The sequence below is a fragment of the Arthrobacter bambusae genome (genome assembly GCF_022606295.1).
GTDB classification, from domain to species: domain Bacteria; phylum Actinomycetota; class Actinomycetes; order Actinomycetales; family Micrococcaceae; genus Arthrobacter; species Arthrobacter bambusae_A.
The window spans coordinates 1-20504 of the sequence record NZ_JAHHZS010000038.1 but is presented as its reverse complement, the minus strand read 5'-3'; the positions used below and the strand labels follow the sequence as shown (position 1 = coordinate 20504).

The 20504-nt window shown below is 65.1% G+C and carries 18 protein-coding genes; 14 read left to right on the top strand and 4 right to left on the bottom strand.

What is annotated here, in order from left to right; genetic code table 11:
* The first annotated feature begins 51 nt into the window (after nucleotides 1-51).
* The 6 genes from KNN17_RS19210 to KNN17_RS19185 all read left to right on the top strand — a co-directional run bounded on the left by KNN17_RS19210 (nucleotide 52) and on the right by KNN17_RS19185 (nucleotide 7370).
* Entirely contained in the window at nucleotides 52-1152 is a 1101-nt protein-coding gene (locus KNN17_RS19210) for a substrate-binding domain-containing protein (protein WP_078106011.1), read from the top strand.
* 199 nt (nucleotides 1153-1351) lie between these two features.
* Nucleotides 1352-2782: an ABC transporter permease gene (locus KNN17_RS19205; protein ID WP_241710472.1), complete on the top strand. Its 1431-nt coding sequence runs from the start codon at nucleotides 1352-1354 to the stop codon at nucleotides 2780-2782.
* A 2-nt stretch (nucleotides 2783-2784) separates the two neighbouring features.
* A complete protein-coding gene (locus tag KNN17_RS19200) occupies nucleotides 2785-3486 on the top strand; it encodes an ABC transporter ATP-binding protein (protein ID WP_241710471.1) in 702 nt (233 codons plus the stop codon).
* 115 nt (nucleotides 3487-3601) lie between these two features.
* The gene (locus KNN17_RS19195) at nucleotides 3602-4672 is read left to right on the top strand and encodes a Gfo/Idh/MocA family protein (protein WP_241710470.1); all 1071 of its coding nucleotides are present in this window, start codon (nucleotides 3602-3604) and stop codon (nucleotides 4670-4672) included.
* 101 nt (nucleotides 4673-4773) lie between these two features.
* Nucleotides 4774-5775, top strand: a complete 1002-nt coding sequence (locus KNN17_RS19190; protein WP_241710469.1) for a hypothetical protein — start codon at nucleotides 4774-4776, stop codon at nucleotides 5773-5775.
* A gap of 125 nt (nucleotides 5776-5900) precedes the next feature.
* A complete protein-coding gene (locus tag KNN17_RS19185) occupies nucleotides 5901-7370 on the top strand; it encodes a hypothetical protein (RefSeq protein ID WP_241710468.1) in 1470 nt (489 codons plus the stop codon).
* Between the two features lie 122 nt (nucleotides 7371-7492).
* On the opposite strand, the gene KNN17_RS19180 is transcribed toward KNN17_RS19185, so the two are convergent.
* Nucleotides 7493-8203, bottom strand: a complete 711-nt coding sequence (locus tag KNN17_RS19180) for an amidohydrolase family protein (RefSeq protein WP_274619751.1) — start codon at nucleotides 8201-8203, stop codon at nucleotides 7493-7495.
* A gap of 11 nt (nucleotides 8204-8214) precedes the next feature.
* Between KNN17_RS19180 and KNN17_RS19175 the strand changes: the two genes are divergently transcribed.
* Complete coding sequence (locus KNN17_RS19175) at nucleotides 8215-8514, top strand: hypothetical protein (protein ID WP_241710466.1); 300 nt, start codon at nucleotides 8215-8217, stop codon at nucleotides 8512-8514.
* Between the two features lie 775 nt (nucleotides 8515-9289).
* Nucleotides 9290-9787, top strand: coding sequence for a uracil-DNA glycosylase (locus KNN17_RS19170; protein ID WP_241710486.1), 498 nt, complete (start codon nucleotides 9290-9292; stop codon nucleotides 9785-9787).
* A 6-nt stretch (nucleotides 9788-9793) separates the two neighbouring features.
* On the opposite strand, the gene KNN17_RS19165 is transcribed toward KNN17_RS19170, so the two are convergent.
* Nucleotides 9794-10240 carry a DoxX family protein gene (locus KNN17_RS19165; protein WP_241710465.1) on the bottom strand — a complete coding sequence of 149 codons (447 nt, stop codon included), beginning with the start codon at nucleotides 10238-10240 and terminating at the stop codon, nucleotides 9794-9796.
* A gap of 115 nt (nucleotides 10241-10355) precedes the next feature.
* Here KNN17_RS19165 and KNN17_RS19160 point away from each other — a divergent pair, with 115 nt between their 5' ends.
* Nucleotides 10356-11456, top strand: a complete 1101-nt coding sequence (locus KNN17_RS19160; RefSeq protein WP_241710485.1) for an FAD-dependent oxidoreductase — start codon at nucleotides 10356-10358, stop codon at nucleotides 11454-11456.
* A 79-nt stretch (nucleotides 11457-11535) separates the two neighbouring features.
* Here KNN17_RS19160 and KNN17_RS19155 read toward each other — a convergent pair whose 3' ends face one another.
* Entirely contained in the window at nucleotides 11536-13755 is a 2220-nt protein-coding gene (locus KNN17_RS19155) for an NADP-dependent isocitrate dehydrogenase (protein WP_241710464.1), read from the bottom strand.
* A gap of 210 nt (nucleotides 13756-13965) precedes the next feature.
* Here KNN17_RS19155 and KNN17_RS19150 point away from each other — a divergent pair, with 210 nt between their 5' ends.
* On the top strand, nucleotides 13966-14958 hold the full coding sequence (locus tag KNN17_RS19150) for a trypsin-like serine peptidase (protein WP_241710463.1): 993 nt from the start codon (nucleotides 13966-13968) through the stop codon (nucleotides 14956-14958).
* A 165-nt stretch (nucleotides 14959-15123) separates the two neighbouring features.
* On the top strand, nucleotides 15124-16158 hold the full coding sequence (locus KNN17_RS19145; RefSeq protein ID WP_241710462.1) for a trypsin-like serine peptidase: 1035 nt from the start codon (nucleotides 15124-15126) through the stop codon (nucleotides 16156-16158).
* 208 nt (nucleotides 16159-16366) lie between these two features.
* Here KNN17_RS19145 and purH read toward each other — a convergent pair whose 3' ends face one another.
* The gene (gene purH / locus KNN17_RS19140) at nucleotides 16367-18037 is read right to left on the bottom strand and encodes a bifunctional phosphoribosylaminoimidazolecarboxamide formyltransferase/IMP cyclohydrolase (protein ID WP_241710461.1); all 1671 of its coding nucleotides are present in this window, start codon (nucleotides 18035-18037) and stop codon (nucleotides 16367-16369) included.
* Nucleotides 18038-18157: 120 nt separating this feature from the next.
* Here purH and KNN17_RS19135 point away from each other — a divergent pair, with 120 nt between their 5' ends.
* The 3 genes from KNN17_RS19135 to KNN17_RS19125 form a co-directional block, all read left to right on the top strand.
* Nucleotides 18158-19096 (top strand): N-acetylglucosamine kinase, encoded by a 939-nt coding sequence (locus tag KNN17_RS19135; protein ID WP_241710460.1) that lies wholly within the window; start codon nucleotides 18158-18160, stop codon nucleotides 19094-19096.
* Entirely contained in the window at nucleotides 19080-20042 is a 963-nt protein-coding gene (gene murQ / locus KNN17_RS19130) for an N-acetylmuramic acid 6-phosphate etherase (protein ID WP_241710459.1), read from the top strand. Before KNN17_RS19135 ends, murQ begins: the two co-directional genes overlap by 17 nt.
* A gap of 19 nt (nucleotides 20043-20061) precedes the next feature.
* The coding region (locus tag KNN17_RS19125; protein WP_241710458.1) for an MFS transporter at nucleotides 20062-20504 on the top strand (443 nt) is incomplete at its 3' end.

The window sequence follows — 20504 nt, the reverse complement described above, 5'->3', positions numbered from 1 at the left end:
CCGGCTTCGGGACGACTTGTTCCATCCACAACAAAGAAAGCGAACCAAGATATGCGAATGTTTGGTAAAGCAGGAAAGGCAGCAGCGGTTGCTGCGATCGCGGCACTGGCGCTGACGGCCTGCGGCCGTGCGGACAGCGGCAGCTCCGGCGGTTCATCAAGCGGCAGCGAGGCATTCCCCAAGGGATCCTCGATCGGCGTCGCGCTCCCCCAGAAGACCAGTGAAAACTGGGTCCTCGCAGAGAAGCTCTTCAACGACGGGCTCACGAGCGCAGGGTACAAGCCGGACGTGCAGTTCGCCAACGGTGGCGTTTCGGAGCAGCAGAACCAGATCAGCGCCATGATCACCAAGGGTGACAAGCTCATCATCGTCGGTGCCATCGACGGCGCCCAGCTGGGTACGCAGCTCAAGCAGGCCAAGGACGCCGGCGCAACGGTCATTGCATACGACCGCCTGCTCCTGAACACCTCCAACGTGGACTACTACGTGGCCTACGACAACTTCAAGGTCGGCGTGCTGCAGGGCCAGGCCCTGCTGGACGGACTCAAGGCCAAGAAGCCGAACGGCCCGTACAACGTCGAGCTGTTTGCAGGTTCCCCGGATGACGCCAACGCGAAGGTCTTCTTCGACGGCGCCATGAGCATCCTGCAGCCGAAGATCGATGACGGAACCCTCAAGGTGGTTTCCGGACAGAAGTCGTTCGAGCAGGCAGTCACCCAGGGCTGGAAGGCAGAGAACGCCCAGAAGCGCATGGACACCCTCCTCGCGGGTACCTACACCAGCGCTTCGCTGGACGGCGTACTGTCCCCGAACGACACCCTGGCCCGCGCCATCATCACCTCGGTCAAGGCGGCTGGCAAGCCGATTCCGGTCGTGACCGGCCAGGACTCCGAAGTTGAGTCGGTCAAGTCCATCCTTGCCGGTGAGCAGTACTCCACCATCAACAAGGACACCCGCAAGCTCGTTGAGCACGCCATCACCATGGTCAACGACATCCAGTCCGGGAAGACCCCGGAAATCAACGACACCAAGTCCTACAACAACGGTGTCAAGACCGTACCGGCATACCTGCTGCCGCCGGTCATCGTGACCCTGGCCAACGTGAAGACGGCCTACGTGGACGATCCGATCCTCGGCCCGATCACGAAGTAGTACCTGTTATCCAGGCACCAACAACGGCGGCCATCCCCACTCACGGGGGTGGCCGCCGTCGTCGTGTCCGGCTCCATCCGCCGTCGCGCATCGCTTCACAGGCCCCGCATAGGAACAGCAGCACAACCGCACAGCCGCGGTGAGCACTGTTAGGTGAGCAGGCGCGCCGCTGGGGCGGGCCGGGTCCCTAAGGAGAATCGTGAGCGTCCTCGCCCGGAGTGTAGGCAATGCCTTCCGCAACAAGATAAGAACCGCGGCCGTCGTGGCAGTGCTGGCCGTCGCGATCGGGCTGGCGCTGGCTATGCTCGTGGCCAACCAGGCCGTTGGCGGCAAAGTCCAGGAGCTCAACGCCTCCGTGGGGACGGTCCTGACAGTCAACCCCGCCGGCGCGCAGGGCTTCGACGGCGGCGGCGAGCCGCTCACCACGGCCCAGACCGCGACGGCGGCTGCCGTACCGAACGTCGTCTCCGTGGTGGGCACCAAGGCATTGCGGCTCGAGACCGCAACCGCGGCATCCACCTCAACCACCGGCACGACCACGCAGCAGGCCGGACCGGGTGGAGGCGGTCCCGGCGGGGGCACGAGCGTCACCACGAACCTCCAGGCAGCCATCGACGCCGGAACACTCGGCACCCGAAACAACGCCAGCAGCAGCACCGGGTCGGGCAGCACAGGCACGGGAAACACCGGAACCGCGCCGGCGTTCTCCCTGCCCATCACGGCTACCGGTATCGGCGCCGAGGTGGACACCTCCGGCAAGGCCCTGAACATCACGAGCGGGACCGGCCTGGGCGACTACACCGTGGCAAGCACCAAGGCCCTCGTCGGAACCACGCTCGCGACCAAGAACAACCTGAAGGCCGGCTCAACGTTCACCATCGCCGGTAGGACGTTCACCGTGGCCGGCATCTTCGACGCAGGAACCACATTCGGCAACAATGCCGTGTACACGACACTCGCCGAGGCGCAGGCCCTCGCGGCGACTCCGGGCGAGCTCTCCAGCATGGTGGTCACCGTCAACAGCATGGACAACGTCGACGCAGCCAAGACCGCCCTTCAAAACGCCCTGGGCACCAGCAAGGCCGACGTCACCCAGGGGCAGCGAAACCTCCAAACCGCCGTCAGTTCACTGGACAGCGTCAAGAACATTTCACTCGTGGCCTTCATCGCGGCACTGGGCACGGCCGGCCTGATCATCTTGCTCATCATGGTCATGCTGGTCCGGGAGCGCCGCCGTGAGATCGGAGTCTTGAAGGCCATCGGCGCACGCAACCGGACCATCGGCTTGCAGTTCGTGCTCGAAGCCCTCGTCCTCGTCGCGCTCGGCAGCGTCGTCGGCGCGGCCATTGCTTCCTTCGCCAGCGGCGGCATCGCATCGGCTTTGATCAGTTCCAACAGCTCGACGTCGACTGCGAGCCAGCGCGGCCCCGGCGGCGGCGGCTTCGGCGGACCAGGCGGGAACCCCTTCGGTGGAGCCTCCCAGCTGCTGACCTCCGTGACGGCGAGCGCCTCCCCCGGCGTCATTGCAGCCGGCGTCGCCGCAGTGTTCGGCGTCGCCGTCGTGGGTGCCTTGGTACCAGCGCTGCTCACAGCCCGCATCCGTCCCATCGAAGTCCTCCGAGGAGAATAGCCATGATTGAAGTCAAAGACCTGGTCCGCCAGTTCAAGTCCGGCGACCGCACCATCAAGCCCGTCAACGGTGTGAGCTTCGAGCTCGAAAAAGGCACCCTCGCCTCGATCGTGGGGAAGAGCGGCAGCGGCAAGAGCACCCTGCTCTCCCTGCTCGGTGCCCTCGACAAGCCCACCAGCGGGGACGTCGTCGTGGATGGCGTAAGCCTGGCCGGGCTGCCTGCCGGCAAACTCACCGAATACCGGCGCCGGGACATCGGCTTCGTTTTCCAGCAGTTCAACCTCATCCCCAATCTCTCGGCAGTGGACAATGTGATGCTGCCGATGGAGTTCGCGGGAATGCGGAAGACCGCCCGCTTGGAGCGGGCGCGGTCCCTCCTGGAGCAAGTGCAGCTGGATCCGGAGAAACAGTCCCGGCGGATCAACAGGCTCTCGGGCGGCGAGCAGCAACGGGTTGCGATTGCCCGGGCGCTGGCCAACAAGCCCAAGCTCATCCTGGCCGACGAGCCCACCGGCAACCTGGACGAGCAGACCGGTGAGCACATCATCGAATTGCTGAGTTCGCTGAGCCGGGACCACAACACCACCATTCTGGTGGTCACGCACGACCGGAGCCTGGCGCAGAAGACCGAACGCCGCTTCAGGCTTCAGCAAGGCAAATTGAGCGAGGAAACGGTGCGCCCACGAGTGGCTGCGGGGACCTGACCGGCTCCTCGGACAACCGCAGCGGACGGGAGGACCGGGAACCGCATGGTTCCCGGTCCTCCCGTCTTGAGCGTGAGCTGTATAACGCCTGCGGCGGAGTGAGAGGATAGGCCGCATGAGTCTGCATATCGCCAAGCCGTGGTTGTTCAGCCAGCCGAACCAGGATCCCCGCGCGGCCACCGGCAAGGCCCTCAACTGGGGCATCATCGCCACAGGAGGGATCGCCAAGACCGTGAGCGGCGACCTCGCCCAACTCGAGGACGCAAAGTTGTATGCCGTGAGCTCTCGGCGCCAGGAATCCGCGGATGCCTTTGCCGCCACGCATGGGGTCACGAAGTCCTACGGGGACGACGGCGGTGTGCCCGGCTACCAGCGGCTGCTCGCCGATGACGCCGTCGATGTGGTCTATGTGGCCACTCCGCACGCCCAACATTTCGAGATCGTCAGGGACGCCCTCAACGCGGGCAAGCACGTTCTGTGCGAGAAATCCATAACCATCAATGGCCGTGAGGCTGCGGAGCTCGTGGCTTTGGCCCGGGAACGGAAATTGTTCCTGATGGAGGCCGTCTGGAGTCGGTTCCTGCCCAGCATGCAGAGGGCGTTCGCCATTGCCGCGTCGGGCGAACTGGGCGACATCAAGTGGGTCAGCGCCGACCTTGGTTTCCCCGCCCCCTATGACCCCGCCGCCCGCATCTGGGCACCGGCGGACGGTGGCGGAGCCCTCCTGGACCTCACGGTGTACGCCCTGCTGTGGCCCTTGGGCACCCTCGGTTTCCCGCAGTCCGTCAGCGCGATCGGCACTTTGACCGAAGACGGCGTCGACTCCCAGAATGCGCTCACGCTGGCTTACGACGACGGCGCCGTCGCCCAGCTGACGTCTTCATTGCTGGCCCACGGGCCGCGCTCGGCGTCCGTAGCAGGCTCCAAGGGCTTCCTTCAGACGCAAGGATCCATCAACAATCCGCGCGAGCTTCTGATTCGGACCGGCTGGGACGAACCGCGGGTCGAACGCTTTGACGCGGTCGGGATCGGCTACACCTACGAGCTCCGTGAGGTGACCCGCTGTGTCCAGCAGGGACTGACGGAAAGTCCCGTGATGCCCTTGGACGATTCGCTGAACACCATGCGTCTGTTCGACGGGGTCCGCTCCCAGTTGGGAATCCGGTACGCCAGCGACGCCCGCTGAGCTTGTTGACGAATCCTTACGTCCAACGTCTGGACTAGTTAACTAGTGAGGCCTAGGATGGGAGCGATCGTCGATCCAAGCTGACGCTGGGGGGTGTCGAGATGGAAGCTGAGCAAAGTAAGTCGCGCGTTCTTCACGTTCTCCGCTCCGTCATGCTCGCCGGCGCCGGCGCCGTCGTTTGGATCGCCCTCTCTTCCACGGCGGCAAACGCTGATTCCGGAAGCACGAACAACCACACCCTTCTAGGCGGAGCGGGCTCCACAGTTTCCAACGCCGTGCACGACGCTGGAAGGGGGCTTCCCGGAGTCGTCGGCGATGCCGTTCCGGTAAGTGTCGCGTCCATGCCGGCGCGGGCTGTGGAGCCCGTTCCAGTGCCCGCAGTCCAGCTACCAGCGGTCCAGGTGCCCGAAGTTGTTCTGAACGAGCTTCCGCAGCTGGCTCGGAACGTCGACCAGCTTGTGGCAAGCACTCCCGTGATCAGCGCCGTCGTGCCTCAGGGGACCGTTGGTGCCGTGACTGCAGGCGTTATATCGCCTGCGGCCAGCGCGGTTGACCGCGCTGGTTCCTTGCTTGACCACGTCGTCGCCCCTGTCGTGGGAGCGGTCGGATCCACGGTGGAGACGCTTCCGGGTGGCGGTCTTCCGGTTGTTGTCCCCGCGAACCCCATCATGGCCCCTCCCCTCCACTTCCCCGATGGCGTCGTAATGGGCGATGCTCTTGCGGGCGGTCCCACTGTTCTTGATCCCGTTGCCGAGACCCCCTCAACGCTCGCCCAGAATGCCGCGGCTTCGTTGCCCGGTCTCGCAGGCCACGGCGGTCCGCTGGGCCTGAACCGGGGACCTTCGAAGGCAACGGTCAGGGCTAGCGGTTCCGACCATCCGCCCGCGCCCTCACCAGGCGGGACGTTCCCGCCCGGTACACCGGGCGGCAGCGATACTGCTAGCGGATCTGCAGTCCTTTCCGGCAATCCTTCGGGGGCTGCAGCTGCATGGCTCGAAGGCACAAAGATGTCTTGCCCCTTGGCCGGGACACTCGTGTCCACGGCTTCTGCCGGCAGAGTTCCGGCTCCGGTGTCGTTTGACCCCGGTTCTTCCCCTGATTAGTTCCGAGCTCTGCCGCCTCCCCGGACAGGCGTTCCGGGCCGCGGCAAACGGCCGATCCGGGCGTTCCCGCAGTTTCCTGCGGACCGATGCGCCTTTGGGAACTAATCATTCAGGAGAAAAACACAATGCACAGCATGATTCGCAAGGGGCTGCTTGGCACCCTCTTTGCCGGCGGGTTGATAGCCCTCGGCGCAACTGCCGCGAACGCGGCAGACGCCACGACAAGCGCGCAAGGCAGTGCCTCGGGCACTCAAGTCGTTGCACCGGTATCCATTCCGGTGAACCTCGGGTCGACGTCGCTCTCGATACTTTCGGGCGCCGCGACTACTACCCCTGTTCCCGCCCAGGCTCCGGCCCCGGCGACCAATTCCGGCGGAGCAGCCGTCCCGTCCGGAACCCAGGTGGTGGCTCCGATATCGGTCCCTGTTAATATCGGAGCCACCTCACTGGCAGTTCTGAGCAATTCCGGCCCTGGAACAGCCTCCGGCACCCAGGCGACGATTCCCGTCAGCGCGCCGGTCACTGCACCGGTCACTGTGGGCGACACCTCCATCAACGTCCTCAGCACGACGCCGACAGGCACCACCGGCGCCGCGGCACCCACAACCGGTCTGGCCACCGTCGGTGACACCTCGGTCAACGTCCTCAGCACCACGCCGACAGGCACCACCGGAAACACCGGCGCCACGGCACCGGGCACCGGACTGGCCACCGTGGGTGACACCTCCGTCAACGTCCTCAGCACCACGCCGACAGGCACCACGCCGACAGGCACCACGCCGACAGGCACCACCGGAAACACCGGCGCCACGGCACCGGGCACCGGACTGGCCACCGTCGGTGACACCTCCGTCAACGTCCTCAGCACGACGCCGACCGGCACCGCTGGAAGGACCGGAACCACCGGCGCCACGGCACCCGGCACCGGACTCGCCACCGTCGGCGACACCTCCGTCAACGTCCTCAGCACGCCGACCGGCACCACCGGAGGGACCGGAACCACCGGAGCCACGGTACCGGGCACCGGACTCGCCACCGTGGGTGATACCTCCGTCAACGTCCTCAGCACGCCGACCGGCACCACCGGAGGGACCGGAAACACCGGCGCCACAGCACCGGGCACCGGACTCGCCACCGTGGGTGATACCTCGCTGAACCTGCTCGGTTCCGTACCTACAGGTACCGGCATCATCTCGGGCACGGGACTCACAGCAGCTTTGGACCTCCCGCTGACGAGCGGCACGGTTTCGGTTGGCCTAGGGCTGCCGACCGGCGTCGTCAACCGTTCGGCAGTGACACCGCCCGTGGTCAACCCGCCGACGGTCACCCCGGGGGTTGTCGACCCGCCGTTCGTGAACGCGCCGAGCGATGCCCAAGGCTTCGTTGCTCCTGCCGCCTCGGTTCCTTCGACCGGGACTGAAGTGCAGGCCGGCGCTGCCTCAGCTACTGCAGCGATTGCGGTTGGCGCTGAAACGGCTGTTCTCGCTAGCACTGGCTTCAATGGCTTGTGGTTGCTGTTCGGGGCGGCTCTGCTGCTCCTTGGACTCATCGTGATGGTGGGCAGCCGGAAGATCCGGGCAGCCATTCCCGCATAGTCACCGGCTCGGGCTGCGCCACCTCACCGGATGGGGCCCGTTCCCGGCTCCTCCGCAGGGCTAACCGCCCCGCGGAAGAGCTTATGCGTGGCACCCCAAGGAAATCCGGACCGTACGGTGCGTTACGCCGTCGAGTCATGAATCAGGACCGCCGCCGGGGCATAGACCGGGGGAAACAGCTCGGACGCATCGCGACGCCGGTAGTCGCGTTCGCCGTAGGCGTGCACCATCTGTCCGAAAACCCGCTGCCCCTCGGCGCGTAGCTCGCCCAGGTCGATGCCTGGGAGCGAGCCGTCCACAACCACTGGGCGGCCGGCGACGTAGGTGTCGGTGACGTTGCGTGCCGAGCCGTTGAGGATCAGCGTGCGCAGTGGATCTTCCACCACCCCGTCGCGGAAGTCACCCAGTGAGGCGACCATGATGTCCGCTTGGGCGCCCGGACACAGGCGCCCCAGGTCGTCGCGGCCTAACGCCCTGGCGCCGCCCAGCGTGGCAGCATCAAAGAACCCAGACACCGCGCCGGCGGCCCGGCGGCCCTCTGCGATACGGGCCAGGTGCGTGCCGACGTCGATGCCCTTGACCAGGTCCGGCGGGAACGAATCCGTTCCCAGGCACATGTTGACCCCGGCGGCTGCGAACGCGTCAAAGGACTTGAGCATGCCTGAGTAATGGAACGACGTCAGGGGGCAGTGGATGATGCTGACGCCATGCCGGGCCAACACATCCAAGGGCCCTCCCCCTGCGCTGGACGACGGGTCCGTGCCGTCGATGACAACTCCATGCGGGATGAGGAGCCGGGTCTCCAACAAGCCGGAATCCGCAAGCTGCTCCAGGACGGTGCGCGGTGGCGTTCGTCCTCGCCAAGTACGTGCCGGCCGTGCCGTCCAGCGTATGGGTCCTTGCCCTCGCCACCTTGGCGACGGCTCCGATCCTTCCTTTCAGCGGCATGATCGTCTCCTTCACCCACAACCTTGACCCGCTCTACGTGGGCCTCGGCTCGATCGCCCTGCTCGGCATGAACGTTGGACGCGACATCAACGCGCTGAAGACACTCAACTGGCGCACGGTCATTGTGGCGACAATCACGTTCTCCGCAAGTTTCATAGCGGCCGCGGCGCTTGCTCAATTCGTCATCCATGTTTGAGCGCTGACGCCGAGCGACATACCGAGTCAGATGAACGCCGGAAGGACATCAGAACACCTGGGGCTTGCTAAGATCTAAAGGCTCAACCGGTCGCCCCGGAGAGCCTCCCATCAACTGGCCCGGAAACGGACGTGCCCCCACGCGCCCGGTACCGGTCCTTGCCCGACCCCAGGAGATCCCCGCTCTCATGACCGCATTGGCCGAACCTGACTATTTCGACGTCCACGACGAGGATTACCGCACCGAACTGGACTCGCGCTACGAGGAAGGTTTCGGGCGCGGCCCCGAGCTCGACGACGACTACGGAAACGGCTACGACGAGCTCGACAAGCTCTTCGATGGCTTGTTCGACGACGAGGATGACTTCGATGCACCGGCCAAGGCCGAAAAGAAGACCCCGGCCAAGAAAGATGCTCCAAAGGCCACTTCCCTAAAGGCGGCCACGCCGAAGAAGGCGTCGTCGACGTCGTTGCCCAAGGCCAGTCCGGTCATTACCCGCAGGGTGGTACCCGCGGCCGCTCCCGCCGTCGAACCGGCCGCCGTCGTCGAGCCGGGCCTTGTTGTCGAGACGCCGACTGTCGCCGCCGTCGAACCAGCCGCCGTCGAACCAGCCGCCGTCGAGCCGGCAAGCTCCGAAGCGGCTCCCGCGGAACAATCCGTGACGCCCGGGGTTCCGGACAGCCCCTTCTTCGCCCCGCACATCGCCGCGGTCAACCAGCATGTGGAATTCCTCCGCAAGCTCCGCCCGGGCTTCGAGGTCCCCTATGTGGATCCGATGCATTCAGTGGAGGATTGCCGGATTGTCACCCTGTTTTCCAACACGAGCGAGGCCTCCCCACGGGGGGTTGTCTGGGCCGGCGACGACGCCGCTGCCACACGCCTGCTGGGCCTGCAGTTCCAGCTCGGCCTGCGTCCCGAATGGATGATGCCGTGGAACACCCACCCGTGGTTCACTCCCGGCGAGGCGAACGGAAAGCTGACTCCCGAGCAGGTCGCAGCAGGCCTCAAGCCGCTCATCGCTTTCCTCAAACTCGTTCCGCGCGCCTCGGCGATCGTTGCCCATGGAACAGAAGCCAACCGCCTGGCGCAGATGCTTCTCAAGACGGACAACCAGCTGATCTGGCGCCGCGGCTTGAAGGTCTACAAGGCCCGCTCGCTGCACGGTCGCGCTTTCGCCGGTTCCAAGGAACGCCAGACTGAATGGCTGATCGAAATGGGCCGCTCCTACGCGGACGCCATGGCCCGGGCGGGTCTCCAGACGGGTCGGCGCTAAGGGCGCCTAGCGCCGTGGCTTTCGGGCCGGCTTCCCGGCAAACAGTTTCCGGTCCACCGAAAGCGCCCCGGAGCCGATGAAGGCAAACGCCAACGCCAACGCGATATACAGAATCAGCAGCTCGGCGTTGATTCCGGGACTATCGCTCAGCAGCGGCTTGCCTGATTCGGTGACAAACCAGATCCCGGCGTACATGAGCGCTGCCAGGAAGCCAGCCACCCTGGTCAGGGCGCCGAGCACCAAAAGTGCACCCAGCCCGGTTTCACCCCAGATGACCAGCCAGGACATCAGTTCCGCTTTTTGGACACCCATCGCGGCGATGGTTGCCTCGAACGCAGGCTGCCCGGCCAGGAGCTTCTGGACTCCATGCAGCAGCAGAAGGCCGCCGAACACGATCCTCAAAAACGCGATGCCGCGCGAGGACGATGTCTGCGAAGGAAGGAGGAGTTTCACCCGGTCCAATCTTCCATGCGGATGGCGCAGCTCAAAAACGGGCGCTCCGTCCACGGCAGAATGGAAACTGCGGTGGGCCTCGCTGGGAGGCCCGGACGGGATGGGTGAAGCCGGTATGGATGTTGACGTCGTCGTAGTCGGCGGAGGCGCAATGGGATCTGCTGCGGCCAGGCAGCTCGCACTCAGGGGGCGATCGGTGGTTCTCCTAGAGCAGTTTGAAGAGGGGCACCATGTGGGCGCTTCCCACGGTGCAACGCGCAACTTCAACACGGCCTACGCGGAGGACGCCTATCTCGCCCTGGTCAGCGAGGCCAGGGACCTCTGGGACGGGCTCGCAGAGGAGACCGAAATGCAACTGTTGGATCTTGTGGGTCTGGCCAACCACGGAAATATTGCCCGGCTCCGGGAAGTTCGCACCGCGCACGCACAGCGGGGCATCGCAAGCCACTTCATCTCCGCAAAGGAGGCGTCAGACCGCTGGCAGGGCATGGTCTTCCGAAGCGATGTTCTGTTTGTGCCGGACTCGGGCCGGGTCCGTGCGGCCGAGGCCCTCAGGGCGCTGCGCGCATCAGCTGAGGCGCACGGTGCTCGCTTCACGTATTCCACACCGGTTCGCGACATCCGTGTCCTCCGCGACGATTGCGCCGTCGTCGTGACTGATTCGCTGGAGATCACCGCGCGCCGGGTTGTCATCACGGCGGGCGCCTGGACCAGCAAGCTTGTCGGGACGCAGGTGCCCCTCCCCCGCCTGGTAGTCACCCAGGAGCAACCTGCCCATTTCACGCCCATCGATGATTCCCAGTCCTGGCCGAGTTTCAACCACGCACCGGACCCCGGTGATCCCCGCGACGACTATTGGTACAGCCCCGTCTATGGGATGCTCACACCGGACGAAGGGGTCAAGGCGGGGTGGCATGGCGTAGGACCGGTCACCGATCCTGATGCCCGCACGTTCCAACCCGAGCCGGTCCAGCTGGAGGCCCTCCGCCGCTACGCTCGTGAATGGCTGCCAGGGGTCGACGCCGAATCGGCGGTTCCCATCAGCTGCACCTACACGAGCACGGCCAACGAAGACTTCGTGCTCGACCGTTTTGGACCGCTGGTGGTCGGGGCCGGGTTCTCCGGGCACGGATTCAAGTTCACCCCGGCAATTGGCCGCGTACTTGCCGATCTTGTCGACGGGATAGACGCGCCGCGCCGCTTCCGCCGCGCTTAAACGCAACTGACTCGCAGTTGTTGTCGTTCTGAGCTCTCAAAACGACAACAACTGCGAGTCAGTTGGGTGGGGCGGGCGCCTAGTTCAGCGTCGCGACAACCTCGTTGAGCTTTGCGGAGGGACGCATCACGGCCTCTGCCTTGGCGGCGTCGGGGCGGTAGTAGCCGCCGATGTCGGCAGGCGAACCCTGGACTGCGAGCAGCTCGGCGATGATGGTGTCCTCATTGGACGTCAGGGCCCCGGCGACGGCGGAGAACGCCGCTGCGAGCTCGGCGTCGTCGCTCTGCTGGGCCAGTTCCTGCGCCCAGTACTTCGCGAGGTAGTAGTGGCTGCCTCGGTTGTCGAGTTCGCCCACCTTGCGCTTCGGGGACTTGTTATCCAGGAGGAACGTGCCCGTGGCGCGGTCGAGTGTGTCGGCGAGGACCTGGGCCCGCGCGTTCCCGGTGGTAGTGGCGAGGTGCTCGAAGCTAACTGCCAATGCGAGGAACTCACCCAGGCTGTCCCAGCGCAGGTGGTTTTCCTGCAGGAGCTGCTGGACGTGCTTCGGAGCCGATCCGCCGGCACCGGTCTCGAAGAGGCCGCCGCCATTGATCAGCGGGACCACGGAGAGCATCTTGGCGCTGGTGCCGAGTTCCAGGATCGGGAACAGGTCGGTGAGGTAGTCACGCAGCACGTTTCCGGTCACCGAGATGGTGTCTTCGCCCTTGCGGATCCGCTCGAGCGTGAACGCGGTGGCCTTCTCCGGGGACATGATTTCGATCTGAAGGCCCTCGGTGTCGTGGTCCTTCAGGTATTCCTTGACCTTGCCGATCAGCTGGGCGTCGTGGGCGCGGGTTTCGTCGAGCCAGAAGACAGCCGGCATCTTGGAAGCGCGGGCGCGGGTCACAGCGAGCTTGACCCAGTCGCGGATCGGCACGTCCTTGGTCTGGCAGGCGCGCCAGATGTCACCCGGGGAGACCTGGTGTTCGATCAGCACGGTTCCAGAGGAATCCACAACCTGCATGGTTCCCGCGTACTCAACTTCGAAGGTCTTATTGTGGCTGCCGTATTCTTCGGCGGCTTGTGCCATCAGGCCGACGTTCGGAACCGTACCCATGGTGGTGGGATCGAAGGCGCCGTGGGCACGGCAGTCATCGATGACCACTTGGTAGACATCCGCGTAACAGCTGTCCGGGATGACGGCGAGGGTGTCGTGCTCCTTGCCGTCCGGTCCCCACATGTGGCCGGAGCTGCGGATCATTGCCGGCATCGAGGCGTCAACGATGATGTCGCTGGGAACGTGGAGGTTGGTGATGCCCTTGTCGGAGTCGACCATGGCCAGTGCCGGGCCGTCTTCCAGGCCCTTCTTGATGGCCGCCTTGATGCCTTCGCGAACGTCCTCGGGGAGTTCTTCGAGGCCGTTGAGGATGGAAGCCAGGCCGTTGTTGGCACTCAGTCCGGCAGCAGCGATCTGCTTGCCGTAGGTGTTGAAAAGCTCCGAGAAGTACGCCTTGACGACGTGGCCGAAGATGATCGGGTCGGAGACCTTCATCATGGTGGCCTTCAGGTGTGCCGAGAACAGCACGCCCTCTTCCTTGGCACGAACCACCTGGGCGGCCAGGAACTCGTCCAAGGCGGCCGCGCGCAGCACGGTGCCGTCCACTACTTCACCGGCGAGCACGGGGAAAGCCGGCTTGAGGACCTTGACGGTGCCGTCCTCGCGGACAATCTGGATCTTGACGGTGTCATCTGCGGGGATGACCACGGACTTCTCGTTGGAGCGGAAATCGTCCGCCGTCATGTGCGCGACGTTGGTCTTGGAGTCCGCGCTCCAGGCACCCATGGAATGCGGGTTCTGGCGGGCGTAGTTCTTCACCGACAGGGGCGCGCGGCGGTCCGAGTTGCCTTCACGCAGGACCGGGTTCACGGCCGAGCCCTTGATCTTGTCGTAGCGCGATCGGATGTCCGTCTCTTCGTCAGAGGAGGGGTTGTCCGGGTAGTCCGGAAGCGCGTAGCCCTGCCCTTGGAGCTCGGCAATGGCTGCCTTCAGCTGCGGGACGGAGGCGCTGATGTTGGGGAGCTTGATGATGTTCGCTTCGGGTTTCTTTGCCAGTTCACCCAGTTCGGCGAGTGCGTCACTGATCCGCTGCTCTTCAGTCAGGTAGTCACCGAAGACGGCGATGATTCGGCCGGCCAGCGAAATGTCGCGGGTTTCGACCTCCACGCCGGCCGTTGAGGCGAAAGCTTCCACAATCGGCAGGAACGAGTATGTCGCCAGCATCGGCGCTTCGTCAGTGTGGGTATAGATAATCTTTGCCATTGGCGGGGCATCTCCCTGAAAGTCTGCAGATTTCAACATCTCTAACTTACCTGAGGGGGCCGGATTGGCGCGTACCGGGACGGATTCTTGGGACCTTTACCACGTCATACCTCGCCGAACCTTATGTACCTCAGCGACAAATCGGAGTAGGTTCATTGGGTCAAACTGTGGCCGACGTCACGTGGCCGCCAAACGATTGGCAGGACAATCATGACAAAGAAATCACTCCCCATCACTGGTCTCCTGAGCCTCCTTACCTCCGCCGTTTTGACCCTCTGTGCCGCTGGAGGGGCGGCAGCCGCAACGCCTTTCAATGCGGTTTCGAGCTTCGCAGCGCCTGGGACGCAGCAGCTCGTCAGTCTGGCGACAACAAACACCGACCCCACCGGGTACTGGACTCCCGAACGGATGCAAGCAGCAATCCCCGGCGACGTCCTCGCAGGCAAGGCCCTCGCAAGAGCGGGCGCATCGAGCACCGCCGCTGCCGCAGTCGAAACCGGGCCGCCCGTGAAAATCGCGAGCGCCAAGGGCAGCAACGGGAGCCTGCATCAAGACGAAGACCCCATTGACCACGTCGGCAAGGTCTTCTTCACCATGGGTGCCTTCGCATATGTCTGCTCCGGCAACGTCGTCGTGTCGGATAACGACAGCACGGTGGCGACCGCTGGCCACTGTGTCAACGAGGGTCCGGGAGCATTCGTGAAGAACTTCATCTTCGTACCGGCCTATCTCAACGGCAAGGCTCCATTCGGCATCTGGCCGGCCAAAGCCCTGTACACGACACCCCAGTGGCGCACCACGGGCGACATCCGCTATGACACAGGCTTCGCGGTCACTGCCACCGTCAACGGCAAACACCTGGCCGACGTCGTTGGGGCGTCGGGCGTGGAGTTCAACCAGGACCGGGGACTCAGCTATGAAGCCTTCGGCTACCCTGCTGCTCCGCCGTTCGACGGCCAATCGTTGAAGAGCTGTTCCGGCGACGCAACCAAGGATCCCATCAACCCCCAGTTCAAGGCACAGGGCATTCCCTGCGATATGACCGGTGGCTCATCGGGCGGACCTTGGATGGTCGACTCCGAACGGGATTCCTACCAAAACTCCATTACGAGCTACGGTTACCCCGGCGGCCCGGCCGTGATCTACGGTCCTTACTGGGGCTCCGTTATCCGGGATGCCTACGAGCTGGCGTCCGGATCCTAGGCCTTCCGGCCTCCCGGAAATAGGGCAGAATTCGCTTCTTGTCAAAACGAAAGTCAAATCTCACAATCCCTTTACATCCTTGTCACGACTTGGGTAGTTTCGGTTCCGTCAGTCCACGCGGCCACCACAAAACCGGCCGCCTCTCCCCCGATATCTAGGACAACTGTGACGAGAACCAAGACCCTGGCCACAAGCCTGCTCAGCCTGACTGCCGCCGCCCTGCTTTCGCTGGGCGCCGGCAGCGGAGCTTCTGCGGCTCCGTCCACAAGCCACGGCGCCGATGCGTCGACCGTCAGCAGCAATCCGGCGTCGGACGGCAACACTGCTGACTATTGGACTCCTGAGCGGATGAAGAACGCCGTCTCCGGCGACGTCCTGGCGACCAAGGCTCTCACGCGGGCACAAGCCGCACTCGGACTTGCCGACCTCCCGGTTTCTCCCGATCAGGTTTTTCCGGGCCTGGGGAGCGCCCTGACCACCATCGAAGGGCAGCAAGCCGCCAGCCCGGCAACGCCGTCCCCGGCCGTGGACCGCAAAGCCAATGGCGGTGAAGCTCCCGTCCCGCACATCGGGAAGGTGTTCTTCACTCTCGGCGGCGTGAATTATGTCTGCTCCGGAAACTCCATCACCTCGGCCAACCGGAGCACAGTGTCCACGGCCGGCCACTGCCTCAACGAAGGCCCCGGGGCGTTCGCGAGCAACTTCACGTTTGTTCCTGCCTACCAGAACGGCGCGGCGCCCTACGGAAAGTGGACGGCCAAGGCGCTGTACACCACCAGCCAGTGGTCCTCGAGTGGAGCCATGCAGTACGACACCGGATTCGCCGTCATGAACCCCCTCAATGGCCAAAAGCTCGCTGACGTCGTGGGTGCCTCAGGAGTCCAGTTCAATGCCGCCCGCGGACTCGCATACAAGTCGTTCGGTTACCCCGCGGCGGCTCCCTTCACCGGAGAGTCACTCATGAGCTGCTCCGGCACGGCCGTCAACGATCCCTACAACCCCCAGTACAACACTCAGGGAATCCCGTGCAACATGACGGGCGGTTCCTCCGGCGGCCCATGGTTCACGGGAACCAGCTCCGCCGGATACCAGAACTCGGTGAACAGCTACGGCTACGGCAGCAACTCCACCAACATGTACGGCCCGTACTGGGGCTCAGTCATCCAAGGCACCTACCAGACGGCGTCCACCGCCCCGTAACCTCCCCGGCACCCCAACCCCACCCGAGCGCAGGGGACATGCCCCCCGTTCGCTCCCAGGACTGGACATATTGCGAATATGCCCAGTCCTGACCACTAAAAATGGACATGTCCATCCGGGAAGGGAGGACATGTCCATTTTTTGGTAGAACGAGTGGAACGAGCGGAGAGGGCGGATCAGGTGGAGCACCCGGACCCAGGGAATGGACCTAGTGGAAGAAGTGCCTTGCCCCGGTGAAGTACATCGTGATGCCGGCGGCGTTGGCTGCGGCAATCACTTCCTCGTCGCGCACTGAGCCACCAGGCTGGACGACGGCGCGGACACCGGCGTCGATCAGGATCTGCAGGCCATCGGCGAACGGGAAGAACGCGTCGGAAGCGGCCACGGCGCCGCGGGCACGCTCGGGAGCGCTGCTCGTCCCGACGTTGGAGGCACCGCCGGCACCATCGACGTCGGACTCTACCTGGACACCCAGGGTGTTGGCGCGCTCAACGGCCAGTTTGCACGAGTCCAGGCGGTTGACCTGGCCCATGCCGATGCCCACTGCGGCTCCGTTGTTGGCGAGGAGGATCGCGTTGGACTTGGCGGCCCGGCAAGCGGTCCAAGCGAACGCGAGGTCGGCCAGCGTGGCGTCGTCGGCGGCTTGGCCGGCGGCGAGGGTCCAGTTGGCGGGGTTGTCGCCGTCGGCATCCACCTTGTCGGCTTGCTGGACGAGGACGCCGCCCGAGACCTGGCGGATCTCCGTCGGGTAGCGGCCGTAACCGTCCGGCAGGGCCAGCAGGCGGATGTTCTTCTTCTTGGACAGGATTTCAACGGCTTCCGGCTCGAAGCCCGGGGCGATGACAACCTCCGTGAAGATCCCGGCAACGGTCTGCGCCATGCCCGCCGTGACAATGCTGTTTGCCGCGATGACGCCGCCGAAAGCGGACACCGGATCGCAAGCGTGGGCCTTGGCGTGGGCGTCGGCGATGGGGTCGGCCGCATCGACGGAACCAACGGCCACGCCGCACGGGTTGGCGTGCTTGATGATGGCGACGGCCGGCTCGGAGAAGTCGAACGCAGCACGGAGGGCCGCGTCGGCGTCGACGAAGTTGTTGTAGCTCATGGCCTTGCCGTGCAGCTGGTCAGCCTGGGCGATGCCGGCGGGCGCGGCCTTGTCCACGTAGAGGGCAGCCTGCTGGTGCGGGTTTTCGCCGTAGCGCAGCACCTCGGAGCGTTCCAGGGCGAGGCCGGCGTACGCGGGCCAATCGATGATGCCGTCTCCGTCTTCGTCGAGGAACTGGCTGGCAGTCCAGGTGGCGACGGCGGTGTCGTAGGTCGCGGTGTGAGCGAAGGCCTTCGCGGCCAGGCGGCGGCGCGTCTTCAAGTCGAAGCCACCAGCGGCTGCAGCTTCCACCACGGCGCCGTAGAAGTTCGGGTCCACAACGATCGCGACGGCGGCATGGTTCTTGGCGGCCGAACGCACCATGGCGGGGCCTCCGATGTCGATCTGCTCGACGACGTCGTCCTGCGCGGCGCCGGAGCGGACGGTCTCCACGAAGGGGTAGAGGTTGACCACGACGAGGTCGAAGGGCTCGATCTCCATCTTGGCCAGCGTTTCCATGTGCGCGGGAACACGGCGGTCGGCCAGGATGCCGCCGTGCACGCGGGGGTGCAGGGTCTTGACCCGGCCGTCGAGCATCTCCGGGGAACCGGTGACTTCTTCGACTTCCTTGACCGGAATACCGGCTGCGGCGATCTTCTTCGCGGTGGAACCGGTGGAGACGATGGCGACTCCTGCTGCATGCAGGCCCTTCGCGAGTTCCTCCAGTCCCGTCTTGTCGTAAACCGAGATCAGTGCACGGCGGATGGGAACACGGTCAAGCTGCGTCAAGCTCACAAAAGTCTCCGTCTTATATCGCGGGATTCCGCGGTTGCTGGGGATACGGACGAGTTTATCGTGTTGTGGCTCCTCTTCGTCGTTCGAGACGTGGCGGCGCCCGCAACATATGGTTGGGCCATGGAATCCGCGGATGTGATTTTGGTGGCCGACGTCGGCAAGAGCCGATGCAGGATCGAGCTTAGGCAGGGCGACGAGGTGTTGGGCTCGGCGGACCAGCACGGCTTCCCCGGCCTGGGCATGGACAACGGCGCCCGGCTCGCCTTCCAACTGCTCGCGGACACTGCAGGCATGCTGCCGCGAGGGCTTCCGGCAGCATTCCCTGAAGGTTCCTTGTGTGGAATCGGCGCGGCCGTTGCCGGGGTTGAGGCTTCGGCGGAGAACTCCCACGAACTCGCCGTCCTCCTTTCCGAGAGCTTCAAGGTCCCGGCCGCGGTTCTCTCGGATGCCACCGCGGCGCAACTCGGCGCCTTGGACGGCGCACCGGGAACGGTGCTGATTGTGGGCACGGGTGCGGTTGCCTTCCGCTTCGACGACGCCGGGACCCTCCACCGCGCCGACGGTTGGGGACCGCTGTTGGGTGATCGCGGAAGCGGCCGGTGGATCGGCCAGCAGGGTCTCCAGGCCGCACTTCAAGCGCACGACGGCGGCCCTGCCACGTCGTTGCTCGGTGCAGCTGCCGGGCTGATCGGCTCGCCCGCGCAGCTTCCGGCATGGCTCGCCGAATCCGGCAACCCGGCCCGGACGATGGCGCGTTTCGCCCCCGCGGTGCTGGACGAAATGGAGGCGGGAGACGCCGTCGCACGCGGCATTGTGGATGAAGCCTGCCGACTCCTCACGAACACCGTGACCCTTGCCTCAGGCGACACCAAGCAGGTGGCACTCGTTGGCGGCGTCGTGAAATCGGAGTTCTTCGCCCGGCTCTTGCACAACGCCCTCGCTTCGGCTGGGATTGAGGTGGTTGCGGCACTCGGCGATGGCATGGACGGGGCCGCCCTCGCAGCGAACCGCCGCGGGCTCCTCCAGGAAAGGTACATTCACCGTGACGGAACAGCCTGACGCAACAGCTCCTCCCGGCTCCCCGGACCCGCTCGAGGAACTCCGTTCCGAGCTCGCGGGCCTCCAAACCGAAGCGGCATCGCCCGCGCTCAGTGAATTGGACACCATGGGCACGGCCGAGCTCGTCGCCGCCATGAACGGGCAAAACCGCGGCGTCCCGGCCGCCGTCGAGCAAGCCAGCGGGCAGATCGCCGCAGTGGTCGACGCCGTTGCGGAACGCCTCGCCCGCGGAGGCCGGCTGCTCTACGTCGGCGCCGGAACGGCCGGACGGCTCGGGGTATTGGACGCGAGCGAATGCCCGCCCACCTTCGGCACTCCCCCGGGCCTCGTCGTCGGGATCATCGCTGGCGGCACCCAGGCCATCCAGAAACCGGTGGAGTACGCCGAGGACAACGCCACGGCCGGGGCCCGGGACCTGCACGACATCAGCGTGACCGAGGCGGACGCCGTCGTCGGAATATCAGCTTCGGGACGCACGCCGTACGTGATCGGCGCCCTCGAGGAGGCCCGCAGCCGCGGCGCCTTCACGGCATCGCTCGCCTGCAACCACGACTCACCGATCAGCAAACTCGCGGACGTGGCGATCGACGTTGTCGTCGGTCCCGAGTTCGTTGCCGGTTCCACGCGGCTTAAGGCGGGGACCGCCCAAAAGCTCGTCCTCAACATGATCAGCACGCTCGCCATGGTCAAGCTCGGGAAGACCTACGGAAACCTCATGGTCGATCTGCGTGCCACCAACAACAAACTCCTCGCCAGGTCCCAACGGACCATCCAACACGCCACCGGCGTGGACGCTGAGACGGCGATTCGCGCGCTGGATTCGGTGGGTGGATCGGTCAAGGCGGCCATCCTGGTGGTGCTCACGGGGATCGATCCGGCGCAGGCGAAGAGCGCTTTGGATGAGGCCGGCGGCTTCCTGCGGAAGGCGATCCAGAAGCACGGATAGAGTTTCCCCAGAAGGGGAAATGAATACTTATACGACCGTCCCGAGCGGCGAACAAGTTGTCCAGGAGCTGCCGTGGAGGTGGAAGGTCCAGGGCAGGATCTTCCTGATCGGCGGCCTCGGCAACATGTTCGATGCTTGGGACGTCACCCTCAACGGCATCCTTGTTCCGCTGCTTTCCAAGCGTTGGTCCCTCCAACCCGCCCACGCCGGATGGATCGGCACCGCCAGCCTGATCGGCATGGCTTTGGGTGCCTTCGCCTGGGGCACCATCGCGGACACGATCGGCCGGAAGCGGGCCTTCACCGCGACCCTTCTGGTGCTCTCCATCTTCACGGTGCTGGGCGTCCTCGCCCCGGACATCGTCTGGTTCTGCGTCTTCCGCTTCGTGGCCGGTTTCGGACTGGGCGGATGCATTCCGGTGGCAGCTCGAGCTCGACTGATCCCCCCTGCCCGCCCACCCAA